Origin of the sequence: Tunturiibacter psychrotolerans, from assembly GCF_051013365.1 — a bacterium.
GTDB classification, from domain to species: Bacteria; Acidobacteriota; Terriglobia; order Terriglobales; family Acidobacteriaceae; genus Edaphobacter; species Edaphobacter psychrotolerans_A.
Map to the genome: position 1 here is coordinate 1,607,517 of NZ_CP132941.1, position 21,261 is coordinate 1,628,777.

General features: G+C 55.2%; 23 protein-coding genes and 1 pseudogene. 19 read left to right on the top strand and 5 right to left on the bottom strand.

From position 1 onward, the window contains the following. Window positions 1-290: 290 nt before the first annotated feature. Window positions 291-1,208, bottom strand: coding sequence for a retropepsin-like aspartic protease (locus RBB76_RS06595; protein ID WP_429628207.1), 918 nt, complete (start codon window positions 1,206-1,208; stop codon window positions 291-293). A 727-nt stretch (window positions 1,209-1,935) separates the two neighbouring features. Between RBB76_RS06595 and RBB76_RS06600 the strand changes: the two genes are divergently transcribed. The 4 genes from RBB76_RS06600 to RBB76_RS06615 all read left to right on the top strand — a co-directional run bounded on the left by RBB76_RS06600 (window position 1,936) and on the right by RBB76_RS06615 (window position 4,882). Beyond that, window positions 1,936-2,553 (top strand): hypothetical protein, encoded by a 618-nt coding sequence (locus RBB76_RS06600; RefSeq protein ID WP_429628206.1) that lies wholly within the window; start codon window positions 1,936-1,938, stop codon window positions 2,551-2,553. A 157-nt stretch (window positions 2,554-2,710) separates the two neighbouring features. After that, on the top strand, window positions 2,711-2,947 hold the full coding sequence (locus tag RBB76_RS06605) for a hypothetical protein (RefSeq protein WP_429628205.1): 237 nt from the start codon (window positions 2,711-2,713) through the stop codon (window positions 2,945-2,947). Window positions 2,948-3,042: 95 nt separating this feature from the next. Next, window positions 3,043-3,771, top strand: a complete 729-nt coding sequence (locus RBB76_RS06610) for an alpha/beta fold hydrolase (protein WP_429628204.1) — start codon at window positions 3,043-3,045, stop codon at window positions 3,769-3,771. 46 nt (window positions 3,772-3,817) lie between these two features. Continuing rightward, window positions 3,818-4,882: a hypothetical protein gene (locus tag RBB76_RS06615; RefSeq protein ID WP_429628203.1), complete on the top strand. Its 1,065-nt coding sequence runs from the start codon at window positions 3,818-3,820 to the stop codon at window positions 4,880-4,882. 247 nt (window positions 4,883-5,129) lie between these two features. Here RBB76_RS06615 and RBB76_RS06620 read toward each other — a convergent pair whose 3' ends face one another. From RBB76_RS06620 to RBB76_RS06630, 3 genes are all read right to left on the bottom strand, one after another. Beyond that, window positions 5,130-5,333, bottom strand: coding sequence for a hypothetical protein (locus RBB76_RS06620; protein WP_429628922.1), 204 nt, complete (start codon window positions 5,331-5,333; stop codon window positions 5,130-5,132). Further along, window positions 5,242-5,715 carry an MBL fold metallo-hydrolase gene (locus RBB76_RS06625; RefSeq protein ID WP_433963527.1) on the bottom strand — a complete coding sequence of 158 codons (474 nt, stop codon included), beginning with the start codon at window positions 5,713-5,715 and terminating at the stop codon, window positions 5,242-5,244. The genes RBB76_RS06620 and RBB76_RS06625 overlap by 92 nt, the downstream gene beginning before the upstream one ends. A 368-nt stretch (window positions 5,716-6,083) precedes the next feature. Next, window positions 6,084-6,320: a hypothetical protein gene (locus tag RBB76_RS06630; protein WP_429628921.1), complete on the bottom strand. Its 237-nt coding sequence runs from the start codon at window positions 6,318-6,320 to the stop codon at window positions 6,084-6,086. A 385-nt stretch (window positions 6,321-6,705) separates the two neighbouring features. On the opposite strand from RBB76_RS06630, the gene RBB76_RS06635 reads away from it, so the two are divergent. The 13 genes from RBB76_RS06635 (at window position 6,706) to RBB76_RS06695 (ending at window position 18,344) form a co-directional block, all read left to right on the top strand. Beyond that, window positions 6,706-6,840: a hypothetical protein gene (locus RBB76_RS06635; protein WP_429628201.1), complete on the top strand. Its 135-nt coding sequence runs from the start codon at window positions 6,706-6,708 to the stop codon at window positions 6,838-6,840. A gap of 394 nt (window positions 6,841-7,234) precedes the next feature. Continuing rightward, window positions 7,235-7,549: an EthD family reductase gene (locus tag RBB76_RS06640; protein ID WP_429628200.1), complete on the top strand. Its 315-nt coding sequence runs from the start codon at window positions 7,235-7,237 to the stop codon at window positions 7,547-7,549. 104 nt (window positions 7,550-7,653) lie between these two features. Continuing rightward, window positions 7,654-8,541: an alpha/beta hydrolase gene (locus tag RBB76_RS06645; protein ID WP_429628199.1), complete on the top strand. Its 888-nt coding sequence runs from the start codon at window positions 7,654-7,656 to the stop codon at window positions 8,539-8,541. A 45-nt stretch (window positions 8,542-8,586) separates the two neighbouring features. Further along, window positions 8,587-9,366 carry an SDR family NAD(P)-dependent oxidoreductase gene (locus RBB76_RS06650; protein ID WP_429628198.1) on the top strand — a complete coding sequence of 260 codons (780 nt, stop codon included), beginning with the start codon at window positions 8,587-8,589 and terminating at the stop codon, window positions 9,364-9,366. 37 nt (window positions 9,367-9,403) lie between these two features. Continuing rightward, a complete protein-coding gene (locus tag RBB76_RS06655; protein WP_429628197.1) occupies window positions 9,404-10,330 on the top strand; it encodes an RNA polymerase sigma factor in 927 nt (308 codons plus the stop codon). A gap of 34 nt (window positions 10,331-10,364) precedes the next feature. Next, complete coding sequence (locus RBB76_RS06660) at window positions 10,365-11,522, top strand: SDR family oxidoreductase (protein WP_429628196.1); 1,158 nt, start codon at window positions 10,365-10,367, stop codon at window positions 11,520-11,522. A gap of 163 nt (window positions 11,523-11,685) precedes the next feature. Beyond that, entirely contained in the window at window positions 11,686-12,132 is a 447-nt protein-coding gene (locus RBB76_RS06665) for a DNA glycosylase AlkZ-like family protein (RefSeq protein WP_433963528.1), read from the top strand. Further along, entirely contained in the window at window positions 12,129-12,692 is a 564-nt protein-coding gene (locus RBB76_RS06670; protein WP_433963529.1) for a winged helix DNA-binding domain-containing protein, read from the top strand. Before RBB76_RS06665 ends, RBB76_RS06670 begins: the two co-directional genes overlap by 4 nt. Window positions 12,693-12,799: 107 nt before the next feature. Next, complete coding sequence (locus RBB76_RS06675) at window positions 12,800-12,991, top strand: hypothetical protein (RefSeq protein WP_429628194.1); 192 nt, start codon at window positions 12,800-12,802, stop codon at window positions 12,989-12,991. A gap of 273 nt (window positions 12,992-13,264) precedes the next feature. Beyond that, window positions 13,265-13,402, top strand: a complete 138-nt coding sequence (locus RBB76_RS06680; RefSeq protein WP_429628193.1) for a hypothetical protein — start codon at window positions 13,265-13,267, stop codon at window positions 13,400-13,402. 1,315 nt (window positions 13,403-14,717) lie between these two features. Then, complete coding sequence (locus RBB76_RS06685; RefSeq protein ID WP_429628192.1) at window positions 14,718-17,753, top strand: hypothetical protein; 3,036 nt, start codon at window positions 14,718-14,720, stop codon at window positions 17,751-17,753. Window positions 17,754-17,812: 59 nt separating this feature from the next. Beyond that, window positions 17,813-18,070: a hypothetical protein gene (locus RBB76_RS06690; protein WP_429628920.1), complete on the top strand. Its 258-nt coding sequence runs from the start codon at window positions 17,813-17,815 to the stop codon at window positions 18,068-18,070. Next, window positions 18,036-18,344 carry a glycosyltransferase gene (locus RBB76_RS06695; protein ID WP_433963530.1) on the top strand — a complete coding sequence of 103 codons (309 nt, stop codon included), beginning with the start codon at window positions 18,036-18,038 and terminating at the stop codon, window positions 18,342-18,344. The genes RBB76_RS06690 and RBB76_RS06695 overlap by 35 nt, the downstream gene beginning before the upstream one ends. Window positions 18,345-18,416: 72 nt before the next feature. Here the strand turns inward: RBB76_RS06695 and RBB76_RS06700 are convergent. Continuing rightward, a pseudogene (locus RBB76_RS06700) lies at window positions 18,417-18,761 on the bottom strand (Tn3 family transposase); the annotation flags it as partial. Between RBB76_RS06700 and RBB76_RS06705 the strand changes: the two are divergent. Both RBB76_RS06705 and RBB76_RS06710 read left to right on the top strand, forming a co-directional pair. Continuing rightward, window positions 18,675-18,878: a helix-turn-helix domain-containing protein gene (locus tag RBB76_RS06705; RefSeq protein WP_429628900.1), complete on the top strand. Its 204-nt coding sequence runs from the start codon at window positions 18,675-18,677 to the stop codon at window positions 18,876-18,878. The pseudogene RBB76_RS06700 and the gene RBB76_RS06705 sit on opposite strands and share 87 nt — an antisense overlap. Window positions 18,879-19,102: 224 nt before the next feature. After that, window positions 19,103-19,945, top strand: a complete 843-nt coding sequence (locus tag RBB76_RS06710) for a hypothetical protein (protein ID WP_429628190.1) — start codon at window positions 19,103-19,105, stop codon at window positions 19,943-19,945. Window positions 19,946-21,261: the final 1,316 nt, after the last annotated feature.

Consider the following 21,261-nt stretch of genomic DNA (forward strand, 5'->3'; position numbering starts at 1 on the left):
GCTGCACTGCGGCCCTAAAAGCGTTACCAGACGCTTTGGCGCAATTTTGCGGACCCTTCCGCTATATGTCGTTAAGTTTGTTGGCGCCAGAAGCGGCCTTGCATTACATGGCGTAAAAGCCTGAGACCACGACCTCACGGCACTTAGGCGCTCAGTGCAGCAACGGCATAAGTTTTGAGGCGGTCGGAGAGCGAGATCGGGGCTGAATGTGAGCAGACGATGAAATATCCCATGATCGATGTCCTCAACCGCGTCTTTGATTGAAGACAGCGGCCCGAAGGCGTTGGAGATCAGATGATCCAGAAGCGATGTGCATGAAGATCAATGGTCACGACGCGCCCGAGGAAGAGTTCCTGTCCGACGGTCCCATCGAACAGCCCGTCCGGTAGATGAACTTTGGGTGTGGCAAAGTACAGCGGCGCATTCTTCATTAATGCGTGTTTTTCGAAGCCCTCCGTCTTTGCGAGTCCTTCAATCATTTCAACGCCGCCATCGGTATAGGGAAACCGGCGTATTTTCGTAGACTGCAACTCAGCAGCCAGGCCGAGCTTCTCAACCGAGGTGGGATAGATCAGCATCGTGCCACCGTAGAGGGTATCGATCTGTACCGTGATCAGCTTCCCATTCAATTGAAAGCCGGTCGTTGCCAGAATGGGCGGCCCCTCTTTGCCGAAGGTTGGCGTTGTCGGCGTGCCGCAGATCTCCGGGCAAGGGGTGTCGGCCTTCAGCAACTCGGAGATACCGACTCGCTGTCCCTTGTAGTCCATCTTCAGTATCCGGCCCTCGAACGCGGTGTAAGAGAGTGATCCGTCCCCCGATGGACGGCTTCCTTTTCGAATGCCCGGCTGCAGAGTGGATACTAGAAATTCGATATCTCCTAGCGCGACATCTCCCAGCCGAACATCCTTGACTGTTCCGGCGGAATAGCGGGCATAGGGCTTGCCGTCACGCCCAAGCAGTGGCTTCAGCTCTACGCCAAGCTCGGTCGCCTTCGACAGATCCAGCACCGAGTTTGGATTCCCCGTGTCTATAAGCATCTTGAGGTGAGTGCTGCCTCCCACGGTCACATCCGCACACGGTAAGCCCGAACAGTCAAGCATTGGACTCATCGACAATGACGGCAACTGCGCGACGGCCCAAGAGTCCAATCCAGCCGCACTCAGTGCAACTACCACGGCGAAAAAATAAAGTTCCGGTTTCAGACGCATCCTGAGAGCTCCTAATCATCTTTCAATGCCTTTTCCCTGGCGCTTAGGTGAAGTCGACGCCGAACTTCCAGATGGTTTGTTACAGCCTCCTCTAGATTCACCAGGAGATTGGTGACATATGCAGTCCGATGAGGCTTTCTACGTCCAGCTTTTCCAGAAGCACCGTGTTTCATGTCTCAATTAACGATTCTTAACGGCGTTCCGTGGCTAATCATTTGTCACATGACGGGCGCAAGGTTTCTAGTCGCACTTTAAGTTGCAACAAAAGGTTTGACCAGAAACGCTCGTGATATTCATGCCAAGTCGCCATATCTATCGCATCCTTGGGTTGGTTAGGTTTCTCGAACGATTGAGATTTCATTTGTTCTCTCTCCTTTATATGGGCGGGTGGTGAGACACGTCTTGGAACAAGCATCATCGAGGGCGTCTATCAGGCGTCCGCATGGTCAATCTGGAGCTGCCATTTGGCCGCCCGGTCTCTCTCTACTCTGTACAACCGCCAGGTCGGCTCAAAGTCATCGGTAGATGACATGTTTTTTGTTATTCGTGAAATTTCTACGCCCGACCGATCCGTTTCGACTTGCGAAATCGTCTTCATGATGCGAGGTTCAGCCATGCACAACGGCTTACTTCGTTTGAATCCAAAACCATATCCAGGTCTGAGAACCGACAGAATGATGGCTATTGAACTCGCACTAGAAAACCCAACTCCGGAGGACAAAAGATCATGACTGTGAAGAAGACGTTGAAAAGAGCTCGGCAGGCCGGAAGAATTTTGCTATCAAGCTTGCTCGTCGGGTGCTCACTTACGATGAGCGCACTCGCCCAGGCTGTGGCTGCAGCTCCCGTACAGCCACCGGCTGGCGAGTTGCGGGATGGGCAACATGATTTCGATTTCAACATTGGGACATGGAAGACCCATACCCGCATCCTGCTGCATCCGCTTACGGGCTCCAACGACTGGGTGGAGGTGAATGAACCGGTGCACATTCGGAAGGTTTGGGATGGCCGAGCGCAGCTTGAGGAGATCGAGGGTGAACATTTCAAAGGCGGCTCACTGCTTCTTTACAACCCGCAGGCGCATCAGTGGAGTCAATACTTTGTCGACAGCGCAGTGGGTGTACCGAGTCAACCTCGGATCGGCGAGTTCAAGAACGGCCGCGGCGAACTCTTCGGCCAGCAATCATTCAATGGTCGGACGATTTGTGTTCGACTCGTATATTCGGACATCACTCCAAATTCACATCACGTTGAACAAGCGTTTTCCGATGACGGCGGTAAGACCTGGGAACCGAATTTTGTCGCAACATTGACGCGCGATGAAGAGACCGCGACCGGCAAGTAGCTGCCGTTGCCTTCTGTCGCACGCGCAGCCGATGGCAATGTGCACGTAAGTTTGCTCAGACAAACTAGCAAAGGAGAGTTGCAATGGCTCATATGGTCGTCATTTATCGGACACCGAAGGACATTGAGGCATTTGCCGACATTACTTCGAGATTCACGTGCCTCTGGCTAAGAAGCTTGCGGGTCTGAAGAGGTACGAGATCAGCGACGGCAGTATCGTAACGCTGTTGGTAAGCCCCGATGTGTTTAGAATTGGCACGTGTATTTCGACGACATGGCGCGCTCCAAAGGGCGTTTGCAAGCCCGGCGGGGCAGGCTGCGGAGAGGATCGCCAAATCTTTGCGCCGGATGATTCGGGCGTGCAGATGTTTCTGTTCGACAGCAGGGAAGTTTGAATCCGCCCCTCTTTTGTTCGACTCGGCAGGCGAGGGCATACAACTGCGGGCGGCCGTTTATACACATCTCAAAATCACACGAAGAGGGCTCAGCGTTGTCAGCAACGAAAGCAATGTTTGTACTGATCCACGGCGGTTGGCACAACCATTCGTCTTGGGACAGGGTTACGCCAATCCTTAAATCCGATGGCCCTGAGGCGTTGACGATCGACCTTCCTGGCGCGGGAGCCAACGCGATAGCATCAACGTCGCTCGGCCTTCGCCGGTTCGACCCCGCTGCGTTCGCCGCCGAGCCATCGCCTAACGGCGCCGTTACGCAGGAGGAGCGGACACGAGCCGTAGTCGCGTTGGTAAAAGAAGCTGCATCACTCAGCGACGGCAGGGTTATCCTGGTCGGGCACTCGGCCGGTGGGATGACAGCTTCGGCGGTCGCCCACCAGGTTCCGAACCTGCTTCTCGCGAAAGCGAGGTTACGCCGTCACAGGGGCTACTGGGGACGTCGGATGCTGGTGCTGCGCAGCAGGCGGCAATTTTCTGCAGGATTTGATCGTTGCTATGACTATATTCCTATGATGATGAAGATGCGGCCAACCGCCTCCGCTATCTTTCGTTCCTTCCAGGCCCTTATTGTTGCCCTGGTCTTAGCCGCTCTCGCCCCGACGCCCGCCGCGGCGGCCATCGATCCCGCACAGGCGGAGTCCATCTTCCAGCAGGCGAATACGATCTGCACCCGCGACGGAGGCGCCGTTCTGGGGACATACCCTCTGTGGTCCCATGCTGCTGGTCGATCCCGACGACCGCTCTGTTGTCGCCAACCAGGCTGATGCCGACGGTGTCCTCAAGCCATCCGGCTCCGTCTTTACCGGCGTCTTGCCAGCATCCGAGCCGATATCCGACACCACGATGACCTGGTCCGGCACCCGTTGGTGCGAGCTCCTCTGGCCGTGGCCGATGCGCGAAGATCCGGATATGCGCCACGTCACGCTGGCCCATGAGCTCTTTCATCGCATCCAGCAGGACGACCTCCATATCCCGAAGAACGACGGCGACAACTCACAGCTTGACACCTTCGACGGCCGCTACCTCCTGCAACTCGAATGGCGGGCACTTGCCGCCGCTCTCCAGGCACCCGCGCACGCTGCCCGTCGCACCGCAATCTCTGACGCCATCCTGTTCCGCCGCGAACGCTATCGTCTCTTTCCGGCTGCTGCGGAGAACGAAGCCGCACTTGAATCCAATGAAGGCATCGCCGAGTACACCGGCGTCAGGCTCGGCCTGCTCACGCCCGAGGAGCGGACCCGCTACGCCGTGCGCGACCTCTCGGCCTTTGTCCAGTTTCCGAGCTTTGTCCGTACCTTCGCGTACGCTACCGGGCCCGCGTATGGGCTGCTGCTGGATCAGGCCGACCCTGGCTGGCTGCACGACTTCGCCACCAACCCATCCGGCGAGCGCTTCGACCAGCGCCTCAGCACCGCGCTCCATCTTCCGCCGCCGGATTTCACCGAACTAAAGGCGCGGGAGGCAGTGTATGACCCCGACGGCAGTCTGCGCGCCCGTGAGGTTGCCAACGAACAGAAGAAGCGAACTGAGCTTGCTGCGTACCAGGCCAAACTAGTCGATGGCCCTGTGCTCGCGCTGCCGCTTGCGCACTACAACATGCAGTTCAAACCCCAGTCCCTGGTACCGCTCGGTGATCTCGGCACCGTATACCCGACCATAACCCTTGAGGACGCCTGGGGCACCCTCAACGTCGAGAGCGGCGGCGTCCTCCTGCGCAAGCAGCCCAGCATCGCGACTGTCTCGGCCATCGGCTTCGACCCGGCCACGCTCCACGGCGCGGGATTCAGCCTCACGCTCAAACCCGGCTGGACCATCCAACCGGGCCCCCACAAAGGCGACCTGGAGCTCAAACAGACCGGAGCAGCGGCACCCTAACCATGGGAACTGAGGCCTTAATCGCGGTACTGCAAACTCGCCACCTCCAACCCAAAACCATAAGCGACAGAAGCGCTTCCGGTTAGCCCTGAATTCAAAGCAATGTATTAAGACCTGTGTTGGCTAGTTCGCTAGAAGCCGTAGAAAGACATGTAAGGCAGTCGACGATTGAGGCGCCATTCAAAGCTGGGACGCGAAGATGCTTTCTTAAACGGTCGCTGATCATTGGTTGTAATTAGGCGCTTTCTTAAGCCGAACGAAACGTTCCTGAGTCGTGCTCGATCCAGAGGTGCGCACCGCTCTGCTTGAGGTAGGCCTCCATGGTCGCTCGGCTCGCCAGTGTTTGTTGCTGATTCGCTTCATACCTGGGAGCGGCGGAGGTTGTTCGCTCGGCCGGGTAGTGCCAGAGGTCTCCGGCAATGAGAACAGGGCCGGTTTTCGGCAGCTTCAACGCCAGCACTTGGTGGCCGGGGGTGTGGCCGGGAGCAGACTTTGATGATTACGGTGCCATCACCGAACACATCGTAGTCAGCGTCTGTCAGGATCACGGTTTTACTGGTCTTAAGGCGGTTGTAAGCGGATTGCTCCTGAGGCTTTACGGCGAACATCGCGTCACTTTCGGCTTGGTGAACAAGCCAGGTGGAGCCGGTGAACGCGTTCGCATTGGCCACATGATCAAAATGATAGTGGGAGAATGCGAGGTAGGTGATGGCTGCGGGCGGATAACCCAAGACGGCTAGTTGAGGTATGAGTGGTCTTGGAGAACTCACGACGTCTGCGTCCTCAGTATTGCTCACTGGTGCATTGGTTGTGAAATCGCTGTCTGGGATCACGCCGACGTCTCACATGAGTGTTCCTTTGGGATGAACGATGAGATAGCACGGGACTACCATATCGGCGTTCATTACGTCGCCACTCTTCAAGCCAGAGTCCAGAGGATTTTCACCTTTGATTAGACCGCAGTCGAATAGATAGACTCGCAGGGATTTTACGGAAGGGGTTTTGGGCTGCGTGTGGGCCGGGTATGGGACGATCGCGACGACAATAACTAAAATAATCGCTAAATAAGATCTTTGATATCTCGTCATGATTTGCCTTTCAAACATATACGGTCACAGTCTCTTCCGTTTCGAGAAGTCTTTCGGTTGCGAGTTCTGGAAGACTGGTTCTCTTGTGAATGTTAGTCGTAGTCCCACAGTTTCTAGATACCCGTGCTGCACCGACCGGTTGAGACCGCCCGGCTTTGCAGCAAGTTCGAATTTCCTGGCCGCTTCGCCTGCCATCCGTCCCGCATCAGCAGCGCCGTGATCCGTCGGTAACCATATCGGCCATACTGGCTGGCTAGATCGATGATGGCCGGGGTAAGTGCATCTTTGTTTTCGCGTTGCGTTAGATAGTAACGCGGGGTGCCGCATGGCTGGTTCACCAGCCTGAGCATGATCTACCGCGACACAGCCGTCGCTTCTTCCCTCGTGCCATGGAACGCTCCTTTGAGCTGAAAACTAACCTTCGACTTGGTACAGATTGTTCAGGCCCCTCATGAGTCCAGTTTCAATCAACTTCACTGGTACAAAAGAAGCCGGGCACTCCACTCTGTAAAACCGCCATGAGGGCTCAAAGTCATCGGTAGATGACTTTTTTTGGTTATTCGTGAAATTTCTGCGTCCGACCGATTCGTTTCCACGAACGAGATCGTCTTCATGGTGTAAGACTCAGGAGTCCACAACGGCGTACTTCGTTTGAATCCAACACCACGCCTGACAAACGACAGAATGATGGCTACCAAAGACGCCCTAGAAAACCCGACTCCGGAGGACTGAAAGATGATGATGATGAAAATGTTGAATCGGCAGGCCGGAAGAATTTTGCTATCAAGCTTGCTCGTCGGCTGTTTTCTTTCGATGAGCGCACTCGCCCAAGCTGTGGCGGCAGCGCCCGCGCAGACACCGTCCGGCTAGTTGCAGAACGGGCAGCATGATTTCGATTTCCTTATTGGGGCATGGAAGATTCATACTCGCCTCCTCCTGCATCCGCCTACGGGTTCCAAGGACTGGGCGGATCTGAATGGAACCGTGCATATCCGGAAGGTTTGGGATGGCCCAGCGCAGCTCGAGAAGATCGAGGCAGACGGTTCGATCGGACATTTCGAAGGCCTCACACTATATCTTTACAACCCGCATGCGCATCAGTGGAGTCAATACTGTTCCGCCAGCGCAGCGGGTGTACTGAATCAACATCAACCTCTGATCGGCGGATTCAGGAACGGCCGCGGCGATGGCCTTCTGTCTCAAGGGCAGTCGACAGCACACGCAAATGAGTTTCTCTTCACCCAAGTAACCAAGGAGAACTGTAATGGCTCGGATGGTAGTGATTTACCGGACACCGAAGAACGTCTGGGCATTTGACAAGCATTACTTCGAAATCCATGTACCTCTGGCCAAGAAGATTCCGGGTCTTAGGAAGTACGAGGTCAGCGCCGGCGTTATCGCAACGCCAGTAGGAACCTCCGATGTTCATCTAATCGCAATACTGCATTTCGACGACCTTGCGGCGATTGAAAAGGCGTTTGCAAGCCCGGAGGGACAAGTGGCTGGGGTGGATCGTCGGCTCTTTGCGCCTGATGACTCGGGCGTTCAAATGTTCCTCTTCGACAACAGGGAAGTTTGAAGTCATCACCCTTTGTTCGTCTCAGCAGGCGAGGTGCAAAATGGCGATATGGCCGCTCACACAGATCGTAAAGATCGCAAAAGCAAACGAAAGAGGGAGCAGCAATGTCAGCAACCAAAGCAGTATTTGTCCTGGTCCACGGCGGATTTCACAACCATTCGTCTTGGGACAAGGTTACGCCAATCCTTGAAGCTCACGGCTTCGTGGCTCTGACGCTTGACCTTCCTGGGGCCGGGGTCAATGCAATAGCACCAACGTCGCTCGGCCTTCGCCCGTTCGACCCCGCTGCGTTCGCCGCCGAGCCATCGCCTAACGGCGCCGTTACGCAGGAAGAGCGGACACAAGCCGTAGTCGCGCTGGTAAAAGAAGCTGCATCACTCAGCGACGGCAGAGTTATCCTGGTCGGGCACTCGGCCGGTGGGATGACAGTTTCGGCGGTCGCCGAGCAGGTTCCGAACCTGCTTCTCGCGGTCGTATATCTTTCCGGGTTCCTGGTGCCGAACGGCATGCCGCTGCTCGCGATGCTGCAGCATGAAAGTTTGTCGTCTGCCCTTGCGCCCAGGCTGTTCGTGGGAGATCCAGTAGCCATCGGCGCGACCCGGATTCATGCCGGGTCAACCGACGAAGCCTACCGATCGCTACTTAAGGCCTCGTTTTACGCCGACGTCTCGGAGTCTGAATTCGCGCATGCGGCGTCCCAACTTCATTGCGACGAATCGAACGCCGGAGCCCTCGCGCCATCCCAAATCACGCCTGAACGATTTGGTACGGTGCCCCGCCATTACATCCGTACCACACAGGATCGCGCGATTCCGTTGACCGGTCAGGATCACATGATTGCGACGGTTGACGCTGCCATCGGCGGCAAGACAACGACGCACACATTGGAAAGCAGCCATTCGCCATTCTTTTCACAACCCACCGCCATATCGAAGATTCTCGTCGACATTTATGTTCAATCCCTGGCCGAGCAGAGTGCGGAAACTCCATAGGTCTCGATCCATGAACACGGACGAATTCGGGTAAGGAGAAGGAACATGCAGAACCTGAGCGGAAAGCGCGTAATCATCACTGGCGGCAGCCAGGGGCTGGGGCTCGCCATGGTCGAGTCGCTCGCCGCCTGCGGCGCGAGCGTGACCGCAATTGGCCGCGATCGAGCGAAGCTCTATGCGGCTGAGCAGGCCGGTGCTACGGTGATCGCGGGTGACGCAACCGACGCCACGCTGATGAACTCAGTCGTCCACGAAGAGATGCCCGACGTGCTCATCCTTAACGCAGGCGCTCGGCTGCCCATGAAGCCTATCGACCATCAGAGCTGGGAAGAGTTCTCGACCATCTGGAACACAGATGTGAAGGCGGGGCTAGTCGGCATTCAGGCCGCACTCAACACTCCGATGAAGCGAGGTGGGCGCGTTCTGGTCATGTCGAGCGGCGCGGCGATGGTGCTTGCAGTGCCGTACATCGCCCCCGAAACCCTGCGGCTGTCCGGAGGCTATATAGGCGCCAAACGGATGCTGTGGTTCATGGCCCACAGTGCAAACGCGGTATCGCGCGAGCGCGACCTCGGGATCCACTTCCAGGTGCTGGTGCCATGCCAGCTGATTTCCGGCACAGCGCTCGGCCATCAGGCGGCCGCCGCCTACGCGGCGATCGAGGGTATCACCGTAGACGAGCTTGTCGTGCGACGGTATGGCTCGATTCTGCGCCCGGCGCAGATTGGAGAACAGGTCGCCGAGCTACTCGGAGATCCGCGTTATGGCAACGGCGTCGCCTACGGCTTTCGCCACGAGAGCGACATCCTGCCGCTCGACGTATGATTGCTATCAGCCTGCCACCCTGAGGACACGATATGCAATGACTGATCCTGTGCGCGAGAAGTTCGAACAGTTAGCCAGTGAGCTTCGGCCAAAGCTCCATCGATATTGCGCACGCATGACCGGCTCCGCCGTCGATGGCGAGGACATTGTGCAAGACGCGCTCATCAAAGCTCTTACCGCGCTGCCGAACGTCGGTGTCCTTGACAACCCTGAAGGCTGGCTGTTCCGTATCGCCCACAACACGGCGCTCGATTTCCTGCGCCGCCGCGCGCGTGGTGTGACGATCCAGAGTGACGAGGACCTCGACATGATTGCCGCTACCGATTCCCCCAGTCACGATCATGAGACCGCCTCGATGAGCCTCCGCACTTTCATGCGTCTTCCGGCGCTTCAGCGGAGCGCAGTCATCCTGAAGGACGTGCTGGGACACTCGCTGGAGGAGGTAGCCGCGATTACCGGTGCGAGCGAAGCCGCCGCGAAATCCGCACTCCAGCGGGGGCGTGTCCGATTGCGCGAGTTTGCCAGGGATCCCGACGTCTTGCTGCCTATGATGTCGGATGGAATGCGCGCACGCCTGATCAAGTACGTCGAGGGGTTCAAGACCGGAGACTTCGACATGGTCCGCGCGATGCTGGCCGAAGACGTGAAACTCGACCTTGTCGCGAAGTTCCACAAGCAAGGCAAGAGCGAGGTCGGGCAGTACTACGCTGCCTATGCGGCCGCTAAACAATGGGCTTACTCGGCGGCCGTCGTCGATGGCCGGCCCGCGATGCTCGTATACGACCGCGAGGTCTCTCTCGGAACGCCTGCCTATTTTGTTGCGCTGGATTTCGACGGCGATCGCGTGATCTCGATCCATGACTTCCTGTTTGCGCGTTATGCAATGGATGGCGTCGACTTGTCACTACTCGATCCCGCACCGCCAAAAAACACTTCTGAAGGAAATCGTGTCAGGACAACGTGATCCGCGTTAATAGAGACACTTGGGGGAGAGAAATATGAAAGACGCAACCAAAACGGCCTTGGTCGCAGGGGCGCAAGGTGTGATCGGTCGCAATCTTATCGATCATCTCGTGTCCCTGGGAGATTGGAAGATCATCGGTCTATCTCGGCGTCCCGGCGAGGACACCAGAAGCCTCCGGCACGTATCCGTTGATCTTCTTGACCCGGACGACTGTCGAGCAAAGCTGCCGGCGCTGCATGACGTCACTCACATCTTTTATGCGGCTTATCAAGAGAGACCGACATGGGCTGAGTTGGTTCCTCCCAATCTCGCGATGTTACAGAATGTGGTGGAACATGTTGAGTCTGCTGCTGAACACCTCCAGCACATCAGCCTCATGCACGGATATAAGGTTTATGGAGCGCATCTCGGGCCATTTAAAACGCCGGCGAAGGAGAGCGATCCTTCTCATATGCCGCCCGAGTTTAACGTGGACCAGCAAAACCACCTCGAACTGCGCCAGTCCGGCAAGGCATGGACATGGTCAGCAATTCGGCCCTCAGTCGTTTGTGGATTCGCGCTGGGTAATCCGATGAACCTGGCGATGGTCATCGCAGTCTATGCGGCGATGTCGAAGGAGCTTGGTATTCCTCTTCGATTCCCCGGCAAGCCTGGAGCATATGACAAACTTATCGAGATGACAGACGCAGGTCTTTTAGCGAAGGCGACGATATGGGCAGCCACGGAGCCACGATGCGCGAATAACTCCTTCAATATCAATAACGGGGATCTGTTCCGCTGGAGCGAAATGTGGCCGACCATTGCGCGATTCTTCGCGCTAGAGGTAGCTCCGCCGCTATTTATGAATCTTGATGTCATCATGAAGGACAAGGAGGCACTATGGGTGGACATGGTTGAGAAGCATGGCTTGACCAGCACGCCCTACAAGGACGTGTCCTCCTGGAGCTTCGGAGACTTTGTCTTCTCTTGGGACTATGACTTCTTTGCCGACGGCTCGAAGGCGCGGAGGTTTGGCTTTCACGAGATATTGATACGGAACAAATGTTCCTCAACATACTGCAAGACTTCAGAGAACGGCGGATCATTCCGTAACAAGCCTGACTACGTTTCCGTCTCACGAGTGTCTACGGCATCTAGGGGCGTTCGCGGCATCGCACGACGGCACAGGGATAATCGGGAGTCCGATTGCTAGTCACATGAGTCAGATCTGGTGAGATCGCCTACACTTCAACACAATGTCTAAAGAACCTGCAAACTTTCATGATCGCAGTGGATTCGGCAATGTCTTGAGCCAACGCGCTCTCAACAGGGCTCTCCTTGAACGCCAGTTTCTCTTACGCCGATCGAAGCTGTCCGTGGTGGAGACAATTGAACGACTGGCTGGGATGCAGGCTCAGTTACCCAATGCACCCTATATAGGTCTCTGGGCACGGATCGACGGCTTTCTCCCGTCCGAGTTGGTTGAACTGATCAAGAACAAGCTCGTCGTGCGTATTGTGCTGATGCGCTCTACCCTCCATCTGGTAACCGCAGGCGACTGCAGCAGATGGTGGCCAGTCGTTCGGCCAGTTTTGGAACGTCATCTCCACAGTTCGGAGTTTGGTAAAAACCTCTCAGGAATAGATACTCAAAAGCTTGTCTCCACCGGGCTAGCTCTCATCAAAGACCGATTGTTGACGCATGCAGCGATCGCAGAGCTAGTAGAGCAACATCTGCCGGACCTGAACGGTCAGTCTGTAGCGTATGCTCTTCGCACTCACATCCCTATGGTGCAAGCCCCCCGCGAGGGCTCTGGGGCTTGAGTGGCCGGTCAACGTGGGCCTCCGCCGAAGAATGGCTCGGCCATCCCTTCGATGCAGATACTTCGCCCAAACCGCTGATCCTTCGTTATCTGGAGGCGTTCGGGCCGGCCACGGTGGCGGACATCCAGACATGGTCCGGTTTGACGGGGCTCGGCAAAATATTCGAATCCCTCCGTCCACGCTTGCGTACCTTCTATGATGAGCGGAATCGTGAGCTATTTGACGTCCCTGAGGGACTGTTGCCGGACCCCGATACCCCGGCGCCGCCGCGTTTTTTGCCTGAATACGACAATATTCTCCTTGCACACGCTGATCGAACACGAATCATTCCTCAGGAATACCGCCAGCGTATTGGCATAGGCATTCCGACCGTATTGGTCGATGGTTTCGTCCGCGGAACATGGAAGGTCATCAAAGACAAAGCGGTCGCTACCCTTGCCATATCCCTATTTGAGCGGTCGTCTCGAAGAGAAATCGCAGCGCTTACCTTAGAGGGCAGCCGTCTACTCAGCTTTGTTGCCGCAAGCACGGTCGACCGCAAAGTACTTTTCACTCAATAAGCACCTGCAGACATGACAACGCCACTTCGCTGCGCGTCATATCTGACCAAGTCAATCTCTCTGCGGTCTCTGTGCAAAGACGTGTTTGGCGCATGGAAGAGGTCGGGGTGCTTCAGGCTATTGACGCTGTGATTGACCCCAACGAGGATTGGCTTACCGGCCGCCATCCCGTCAAGGCACATACCGAACGCACGCGTGCTCAACTACCTGCCGCGCCCTCCGCCGCCCGGATCCTCCCCGCGGACGCCATGAGCTACGAGCAGCGCAGTCTGCACATAGTACTCATGCGATGTGGATGAAGCATTCACTATTCACGGTAGAGATTTGCCGCTTCGGACGAAGGCAGTCGAAAGAGTTGCGCTCTCGACTAGAGGACGCCCAAGGGAGTAATGGAATGCAGTTCGTTAAGGAAGCATTGTGCAGTGAGCTATCACGTCAACTTCTTTCAACCCTCGACATTGTTTCCTGCCTTCTGGAGTATCCCGAAGGCATGCTTGATCATCATCGCGATCGAAAAGCCTGGTGCGTCAAACAGGTCATTGGCCACTTGATCGAGGAAGACCGACGAGATTTTGCTCAAAGCCCGTCTGCGCGCGCGCGCCGCACGAGCTATGCCGCAACTCGAACACGCCACCGCACAAGCCCTCCAGACCATCACCGCACAGGACGCCAAGGCTTCGCTCAGACTCCGCTTCGGCGACTACACCTAAAGGCAAAATGGTCTAATGAATGCAAGACTGTCGCCGCGAGTCTTTCTAAATTCCTCAAGAAGTTTGCCGTAGACTCGGTTGCAGTCCCTGGGCTCCAGGGCAATCGCGTCTTGATCGAATCCTCGGCTACGCACGCCTCAAACGGCACGTGACCTTGAACTCGCATTAAAACTTTTCGTGACCGCGACGCCCTGCTGATCGAGATACCTATTAATCTGTTGTTCGACGGGCGACCCCGGCTCTTGTGTATGACACTCGCTCCACCGCTAGCTCGGTAGGCCGCAACCAGACGACGCGTTTGTCTTGTGCCGATACCCAGGATCGTAGCCGCCGACGCTTCCGTGCGCCTCCTAGATAAAACCTCAGCAAGGACCTCTATGCGCTGCAATTCGCTTCCGCTCATAACAAACTGTTCCAATCGGCACCTCTAGGACTTTGTCCAGAGGGGCAAGTATGGACGGTTCAACTTTGCGGAGCTACGACATTATCGCTTTGCGCTTACAGATCGATTGAAGATAACTTGCAAGCACTCCACGAGTACCGTGCGCTGTACCAGATTCCGATCGGCGCGCAGGTGATCCCGGTCTGGAGATCCGATGCATGATAACGTCCTTTATCATGAGCAAAGTTGAGTGGCCAGCCTGGAATTGGTCTTGGGGGTACTAGCGTGCCGGTTTTTCGACCAGGTGAGCCCAAAAACATCTGATAATACAACGGCGCTAGTCGTGATGTTGCCGCAAATCGCACCTTCAAAAACAGTCGCTCCGGAGTAATCGAGTCAGTTCGTCCCAGTCTGTGCGTTCGATGTGACAAGGACACCTTGGGCCGCGACCAGGAAGTTTCAAGCCTACGCTCCCCGTTCATTCTCAATCCAAGCGCAGGAATCAGCAGAAGATGCCAGGCGCCGTGCCCATGTACCGGAGTTTGCGGGAGTTAGAAACTCGATCGGTCCGGCATAAGACCGCCAATCCACGGAAGATGAGCATCGGTCCGCGGCTGACGCCAAAGCGTGGTAACTGGAGGCTCGGGAGTCTCCTGGATAAAATACACGAAAAAACACACAAAAGTAGACATTATTCAAGTGTATGATCGCAGCCACTCGGGTGCCACGATGAAACCCCGATTCATATGACCATCGCGTCCCACTGCACGAGCAGGCAATGTAGGGTGTGTCATTGGTGCCGCTGTTGCAGCTGAGAAGGGGGCTTCGGTGAAGAGCGAAAAGAATCCCGAAAAAACAACTAAGGCCAAAAGAAGTCCATCCCCGGGTGGTATCGCGCACCATCCTAGCACTTTTCAGATAACCGGAGAGGATGTGATTTTCACGGGGCCAGGATCCACTAATTACAATGTTACCGGCACGACGGATGGTGGAGACGCACTTTTAACCAATGTGGAAGTGACGGTTATCTTCTGGGGGGACTATTGGAACGTTACTTCTCCGGCGCCGAACGTGTCGATCGACAACTACTATGCGGCTTTCACGGGTGTGGTCACCGGCCCGTATATGACAAGGTTGAATCAATATCGGGGGCTGGGTCCGGGGACCATGCTGGGTCAATTCGTCGTGCCTTCGGCGCCCAACGCAAGCAATGTCACGCAGCCCGTCACCGGCTACACCGATGCGGACGTCGAGTTCATGCTCACGAATTTTTTCACAAATAATCCGACGGTCGCCCCGGCCAATGGACACAATAGGTTCTACGCGGTTATTTCACCCAACGGTGTCACAAACTCTATTGCGGGTGCTGGTGGCCAACACCAACATTTTTCATCCAACGGTATCGGCTGTGTGTACGCCTGGGTGAACGGAAACGATAGCCTCAGCGACGTGGCTCCATTCGGTCACGAACTCGTCGAAGGCTGCAGTAATCCGACTCTGCGTGGGTCCTCAGCCGGAAACGGGATCAAAGCTCCCGGGAATGACGGTAGTGGCAATCCAATTGAAGATGGCGACGATGAGATAGGGGACGCCTGCGAGCAGGGTTCCGGATTCGTTACCGTTTGGGTGAATCAGCTTCAATGCACTATGCAGGGATACTGGAGCGAGGCTGACAACGCCTGCGTGTTGCCACTTGGAACGGTTACCTTGCTCATGAACAAGAATACCTTCGGAAAGGATGAAGTGCAGGAGGCGATCGACGCCGCGGGTTCGGGAGCCACACAGGCAATTTTCTCGAATGCCTTTTGGGTGGCCTTGGACGAATATAGCCAGAATACTCTCAAGTCCTTCAATATCACAGTACCCACTCCAACGTTCTCCGATTTAAGTGGCAACCCTTTGATCATTCCCGGCGTGAGCATTCAACTGACTCCGTTAACACAAGGGCCCAACCCAGTGCTTGAAGCCCCGAGCGACAACACAACCATACAGCGGATGAGGTGGTCGTACGATGTCGTGTTCGACATCCCGTTGCAACCAACATTCCCCTCTCAGTATCTCTTGAACGCGAATTTCCTGATGAATGGAAACCAGCCGCTGGGGGGCACTACGGGCCATTCGCAGGATGTGGTCAATTTCGATCTGCTGGCCGGCGCCGATCCCCGCTTTTCAAATATTGACGTGGAAGACAGCAGTGCCGTTTCGTACTTGAGTCAGGACCTGCGGGTTTGCACCGTTACGGCGGGAAATTCTGTCCTGCCCAACGATCCCAACGCGCCTCTCTTTGCCGCTGGTCAGTCGGGCTATAGTTACATTCAAACCTTGCTGGCGTATCTGAATAATTCCGACGCTTACACGGTCCCGGTGCCGCCGACTTCGCCCGACCCTCTGAACGGGTTGACCAATCAATCGGGCTACGAGACCTCTCTTTCATCGACTGTGGCTCTGGATGGCAACGGCAATCAAAACTATAACTTTGCCATCGCCAGAGTTCGAATGACGAGCGATACTCAGGGCGTGGCCGGAGAAGCTTTAAACACTCGGGTATTCTTCCGCTTATGGACGGCTCCGTCTTACGATACCGATTACAATCCCAACACCACGTATCCAAGCAATCTGGGTACGAATCCTGCTAGTCCTGATTACAATTTGCCGATCTCTCCGAATCCGTCCGGCAATCTCACCGATCCCTCTGGACAGAGCCTTCAGACTACGCCCTTTTATGCAACCAGCGGGGGCACCAGCGATTACGACACGACGTTTAACAACTCGTCGCAGAACAATAACATTCAGACGATTGAAATCCCAACCGGGCCGGGTCAGGATAGTGTTTGGACCTACTACGGATGCTATCTTGACGTTTTTAACGCCAGCAATAATCCCCTATATCCAGGTACGCACCATTGCCTGGTAGCGCAGATCGCGTACGATAACGCTCCCATCCCCTACTCCAGCGCCGCAACCACCACCACTGGAAATTGCGACAAACTCGCCCAGCGTAACTTGCAAATCACAAAGTCCGGAAATCCTGGTCCGGCAGCCACTCACCGCGTACCGCAAGCGTTCGACACAAGGCCCAGCCTGCCCTTCACGAACGCGGCCGGCAGAAAGACCGGTATCCCCGATGAGATTATGATCGATTGGGGAAATACTCCGCCGGGAAGCACTGCCTACATTTACTGGCCTCAAGTGTTGGCTTCGGATGTACTCGATCTGGCGTCGCAGCTTTACGTAACACATTTTCTCTCAGCAGCTGACGCCAATACGATTACGTGCAAAACGGTGAAAGGGGCGACGTATATCCCCATCCCGTCGGCAGCCAACCAGAATTTTGCGGGACTCTTTACAATCGACTTGCCGATGGGCATTACGGCAGGCCAAATTTTCACGATAGTGGTAAGGCGGCTCACCACCAAGACCGTCCCGGGCGCTGCGAACGCGAAAATTGCGGTTGCGAGCGTAAGATCATCGAGCCTTAAACCCGTTCGTATGGTGACCGGGGCCTTTCTGGTGACGATTCCTGTGGTCAACGACGCAGATCTGCTTGTTGGGGATGAAAACACACTGGCCGTAATGAAGTGGCGTCTGCAGGAGATGTCGCCTCAATATCGGTGGTATCCGGTCGTCAAGAGGTACATCGGATACTTGTCTGCCAGGGTAGACGCTTCGGGAGGCAATGCCGGATCGATTCTGCCATCTCCGGTTGGCTTACCGGTCAGCACCAAACCATGTCCGCACCCAGTCCACCAAGAGCTTTGTACAGGAAAGGTCAAAGAAGTCGTATTTGATTGTTTCGGCGACTTTGAAGGATTCCTTATGGAGTGTTGCTGCGGCGCCGATCGTAGTTTCAAATCCCGCGAGAGGGCGATTGGAGAACTGCTGCTCAAGGCTTGCAACCTTCGCTGGACAATCACCGTGTGTTCCGTCGAGCTCAGCGATAAGATTTGTGGAATAAAAGTGCTCTCCTGAAACAACGTGCCCGTAAAGAAGGACACGGCTCCATCAAACCGTGTCCATCGAAGCAGTGAATGATAAAGGACGGTATCGTTCTTGACGTCGACACCTACCTCCGCGACACCCCACGCGAGGCCCCGCCCCGCGCCCGGATCTTCGAGCGTTACATGTCCACCATCCGCTACATCGCCAGATTCAGGGATGCCGAAGGGCAGGGCTACGATGAAATCGTCATCGTGGCACACTCGCTCGGCGCGCTCATCTCAGGCGGGCGAAGCGCTGCGGTCGGGCCGACCGATGCTGATCGTTCCTTATGGTTGGGATCAGCCTGACAACGCTGTCAGGGTGCAACGGCTGGGTGCAGGACTCCACCTTGCACGCACCGAATACTCTGTCGAAACAGCAACAACAGCACTGAAGGCGCTGCTGGATACTTCACGCTTCTCTCTTCGCGCGACAGCAGTGGGAGAACAAATGGCTACGGAAGATGGACTCGCATTGGCTTGCGATGCGATCGATTCAGTCCGTGAATACAGCGATTCACTGCCTCAGCAACGATCCTCTCAAAGGTCATCGACGCCTAGAATCGCCTCCGATGCTCCTTAGCGAACATAAATTTCCCTTTCTTGAGGTGACCCCCATTTGGGTGCCGACAGACTGAGGACCAAATCGAGGCGGATCGATGGGCAGCCGTGAATGCAGATCGAGAAGAAAGCTGCCGTAGGGATTGACGTGGCCATAGAGGAGAGGGGTGATGCCGCGAAGGTCTTGAGCATTGAGACGGCCAGACCATGCAGGTTCGGACAGAACCTGCTGGATCATGAGGGTGTTGATGTAGACGAGGGAGATCTGCAGCAGATGAAGCGAAAGCATACTGATCTCCTGGTCGTCTGCGCGGTTCGAGGCCATCTCGCCCCCTTTACCGAAGAAGATGAAATTGTTGGCGCTGTTCCAGTTTTCGATGACGTTGAGGCCCTCGTTGATCTCACGTCGAAGCTCCAGCGATCCGAGGTAGCGGCACAGAGAAAACTCGCCAAAAGACTGGTCAAAGAGGGCAAATCCGTACGCGAAATCGCGCGGACGTTCAGCGTCCATCCTGCAACCCTCTACCGCATTCTGACACCTATCGTAGATAAATAGACTCTGTGCATCGTGTACTTCAAAGTGCGATGCTTTGATGGCCACAAAGACGCTTGAGCTTTGAGATGAAGAAGGTATGTTGATTTGAAAGGGAGTAAATGAGCATATCTAATGAGCCCTCAGCGGGAACACAGAACTTGTCTTGGCATGTGAGCGAACGTATTATTTTTCGCTTCTCATTCTGTTACATCGTCCTCTACTACGTACCCTACGTATTGGGAGCTGTGCCTGGCACCGTACTGCTGGTCAATTGGTTCTCCCGTTCATGGATACTGCTGGTATACGGGATGGTAGGAGTGCCAGCCCCCTTACAGCCGACAGGGAGCGGAGATACTTTCAGTGCGTACATTTTGCAACTCGTAATTCTTATTCTCGCGCTGGTAATGGGTCTCACTTGGTCTATTTTCGACCGACGCAGGAGCAGCTATATCCGTCTTCACGGCTGGTTACGAGTGTTGGCACGGTACGCACTTGCTTTTGCGCTTCTCTCCTATGCGTTTTCAAAAGTCATTCCGACACAGTTTATCCATCTTCAAAACTCGCAGTTGGCAGAAAGTTATGGGCGGTCCTCCCCTATGGGACTGCTTTGGAAGTTCATGGGATATTCAACGGCATATACCTTTTTTGGAGGATGTGCAGAGCTTCTCCCCGCGGTCTTTCTTCTGTTTCGGCGCACCGCGTTGCTCGGCTCCCTCTTAGCTTTTGCCGTCATGCTAAACGTCGTTATGCTGAACTTTTGCTACGACGTTCCAGTGAAGCTCTACTCACTCAATCTCCTTTTGCTCTCCATGTTCTTAATCCTGCCGGATACCTCACGCCTGTTCAATATTTTCGTATTGAACGCTTCGGCTCAACCATCAAACCTGCGTGAACCGGTTCTCAGCCACAATTCCGTAAGAAGAACAGCACTCGTGTTGAAATTCACGGTTCTCGCAATATTTCTTGTTCGAACCGTCGTTTCATCGGTCAGTCGATATCGCGAGGTGGAGGCTCGAACCGCACCATCTGCATATCCCCTCACAACGAGGGGCTTTCATTGGATTCAGGAGGAGCCTTTCAACAGGTAAGTCCTGTGTTAAAAAAACGTCCTCGTCGCAAGCTACCATTCGATGATGAACGAATGCTGAGAGCCAAGATACCCATTACTATGAGGCTACTTTGCGGCTGGTGACATCAATGTTGGGTTTAGGCCGTGTTGGAGCGGAACTCCAACGTTTCTAAATGACGCGGCTCGCTTTCGCTCTGTCCCGTTCGAACTTTTGTTTCGCTGATGGAGGTGGACGGCGTGGAGCTCTTCTCTCTACAGATCGATGACGCCGTTGCGCAGATAGCCACAGCTCCGAGGAAAATAATTGACCTGTCCCCCTTTGTGAGCGACATGGCCGATACCGCTGCCCAGCTGCAGCAGCTGGATTTGGTCATTACGGTGGATAGCGCTGTAGCGCATCTCGCAGGTGCCCTGGGAATACAAACGTGGATCCTTTTACCGTTCACAGCCGACTGGCGGTGGCTAGAAAACCGCACAGATAGCCCCTGGTATTCGAGTGTTCGGCTGTTCCGACAGCCAAGACCTGGAGATTGGCAATCCGTGATGAAGGAAGTCAGGAATGCGCTCTCCACTTTCCCGATAAGAGGACTTTAGAGACTAGCGACTGATGCGCAGATCAGGTCGTGACCCACTCGGCACACAGAAAGTTCCCAAGACTCTGGATCTCCTAAGATTGCCCCTGTTGACGGCAATGTTGGGTTAACTACGACAACCGGAGTTCGCGATCTTCACCCTCGACAACCGGAGTTGTCATGGGTAGCGCAGAGAGGAGAGGTTTCGCTACCTAGCAGCGGTGTGTGGCCGGGATGGCTTGCTAAGGGACGAATTGGCAACAGCAAGTTTTAGCAAGATCCCGACGTGGCTTGGGCCGCTGGCTTCCTATCTCAAGCAACGTAGTCGAATTCTGCGTAGCAATGTGGTCGACAGCACAAAGATCAACACGCAGATGAAGAACGAATCGATGGGCTTGTGGCTACGAAAGAGCAGTATGACTAGCAAAATCACTAAGACAGACAACGTGAGGTAGATAGGAAGTTCCCACCACCGCAGCCTGTTATCCCATCGACTTTTCGAAGCTAAATAATTCAGCGTCTCTTGAGGAATTCGCCCAGCATGACGCAGCTTATTTCGGTCGGTGCTGTTCATCAAAGTTGACCTCCACTGCGATTCATCGTAAACCTAGGCCAGAGATAAGCGAAAGAGTGCTGTGCGTTTGTGCTCACTGAAACGCCCGTTCAAGCCTGAATGACTACGCTCTTAATCTAGGAAACGCCCATCTCAGAGACTCACGTCACAGCTTCCTCACGGCCTGAAAGATAGAAACTAAATAAGAAT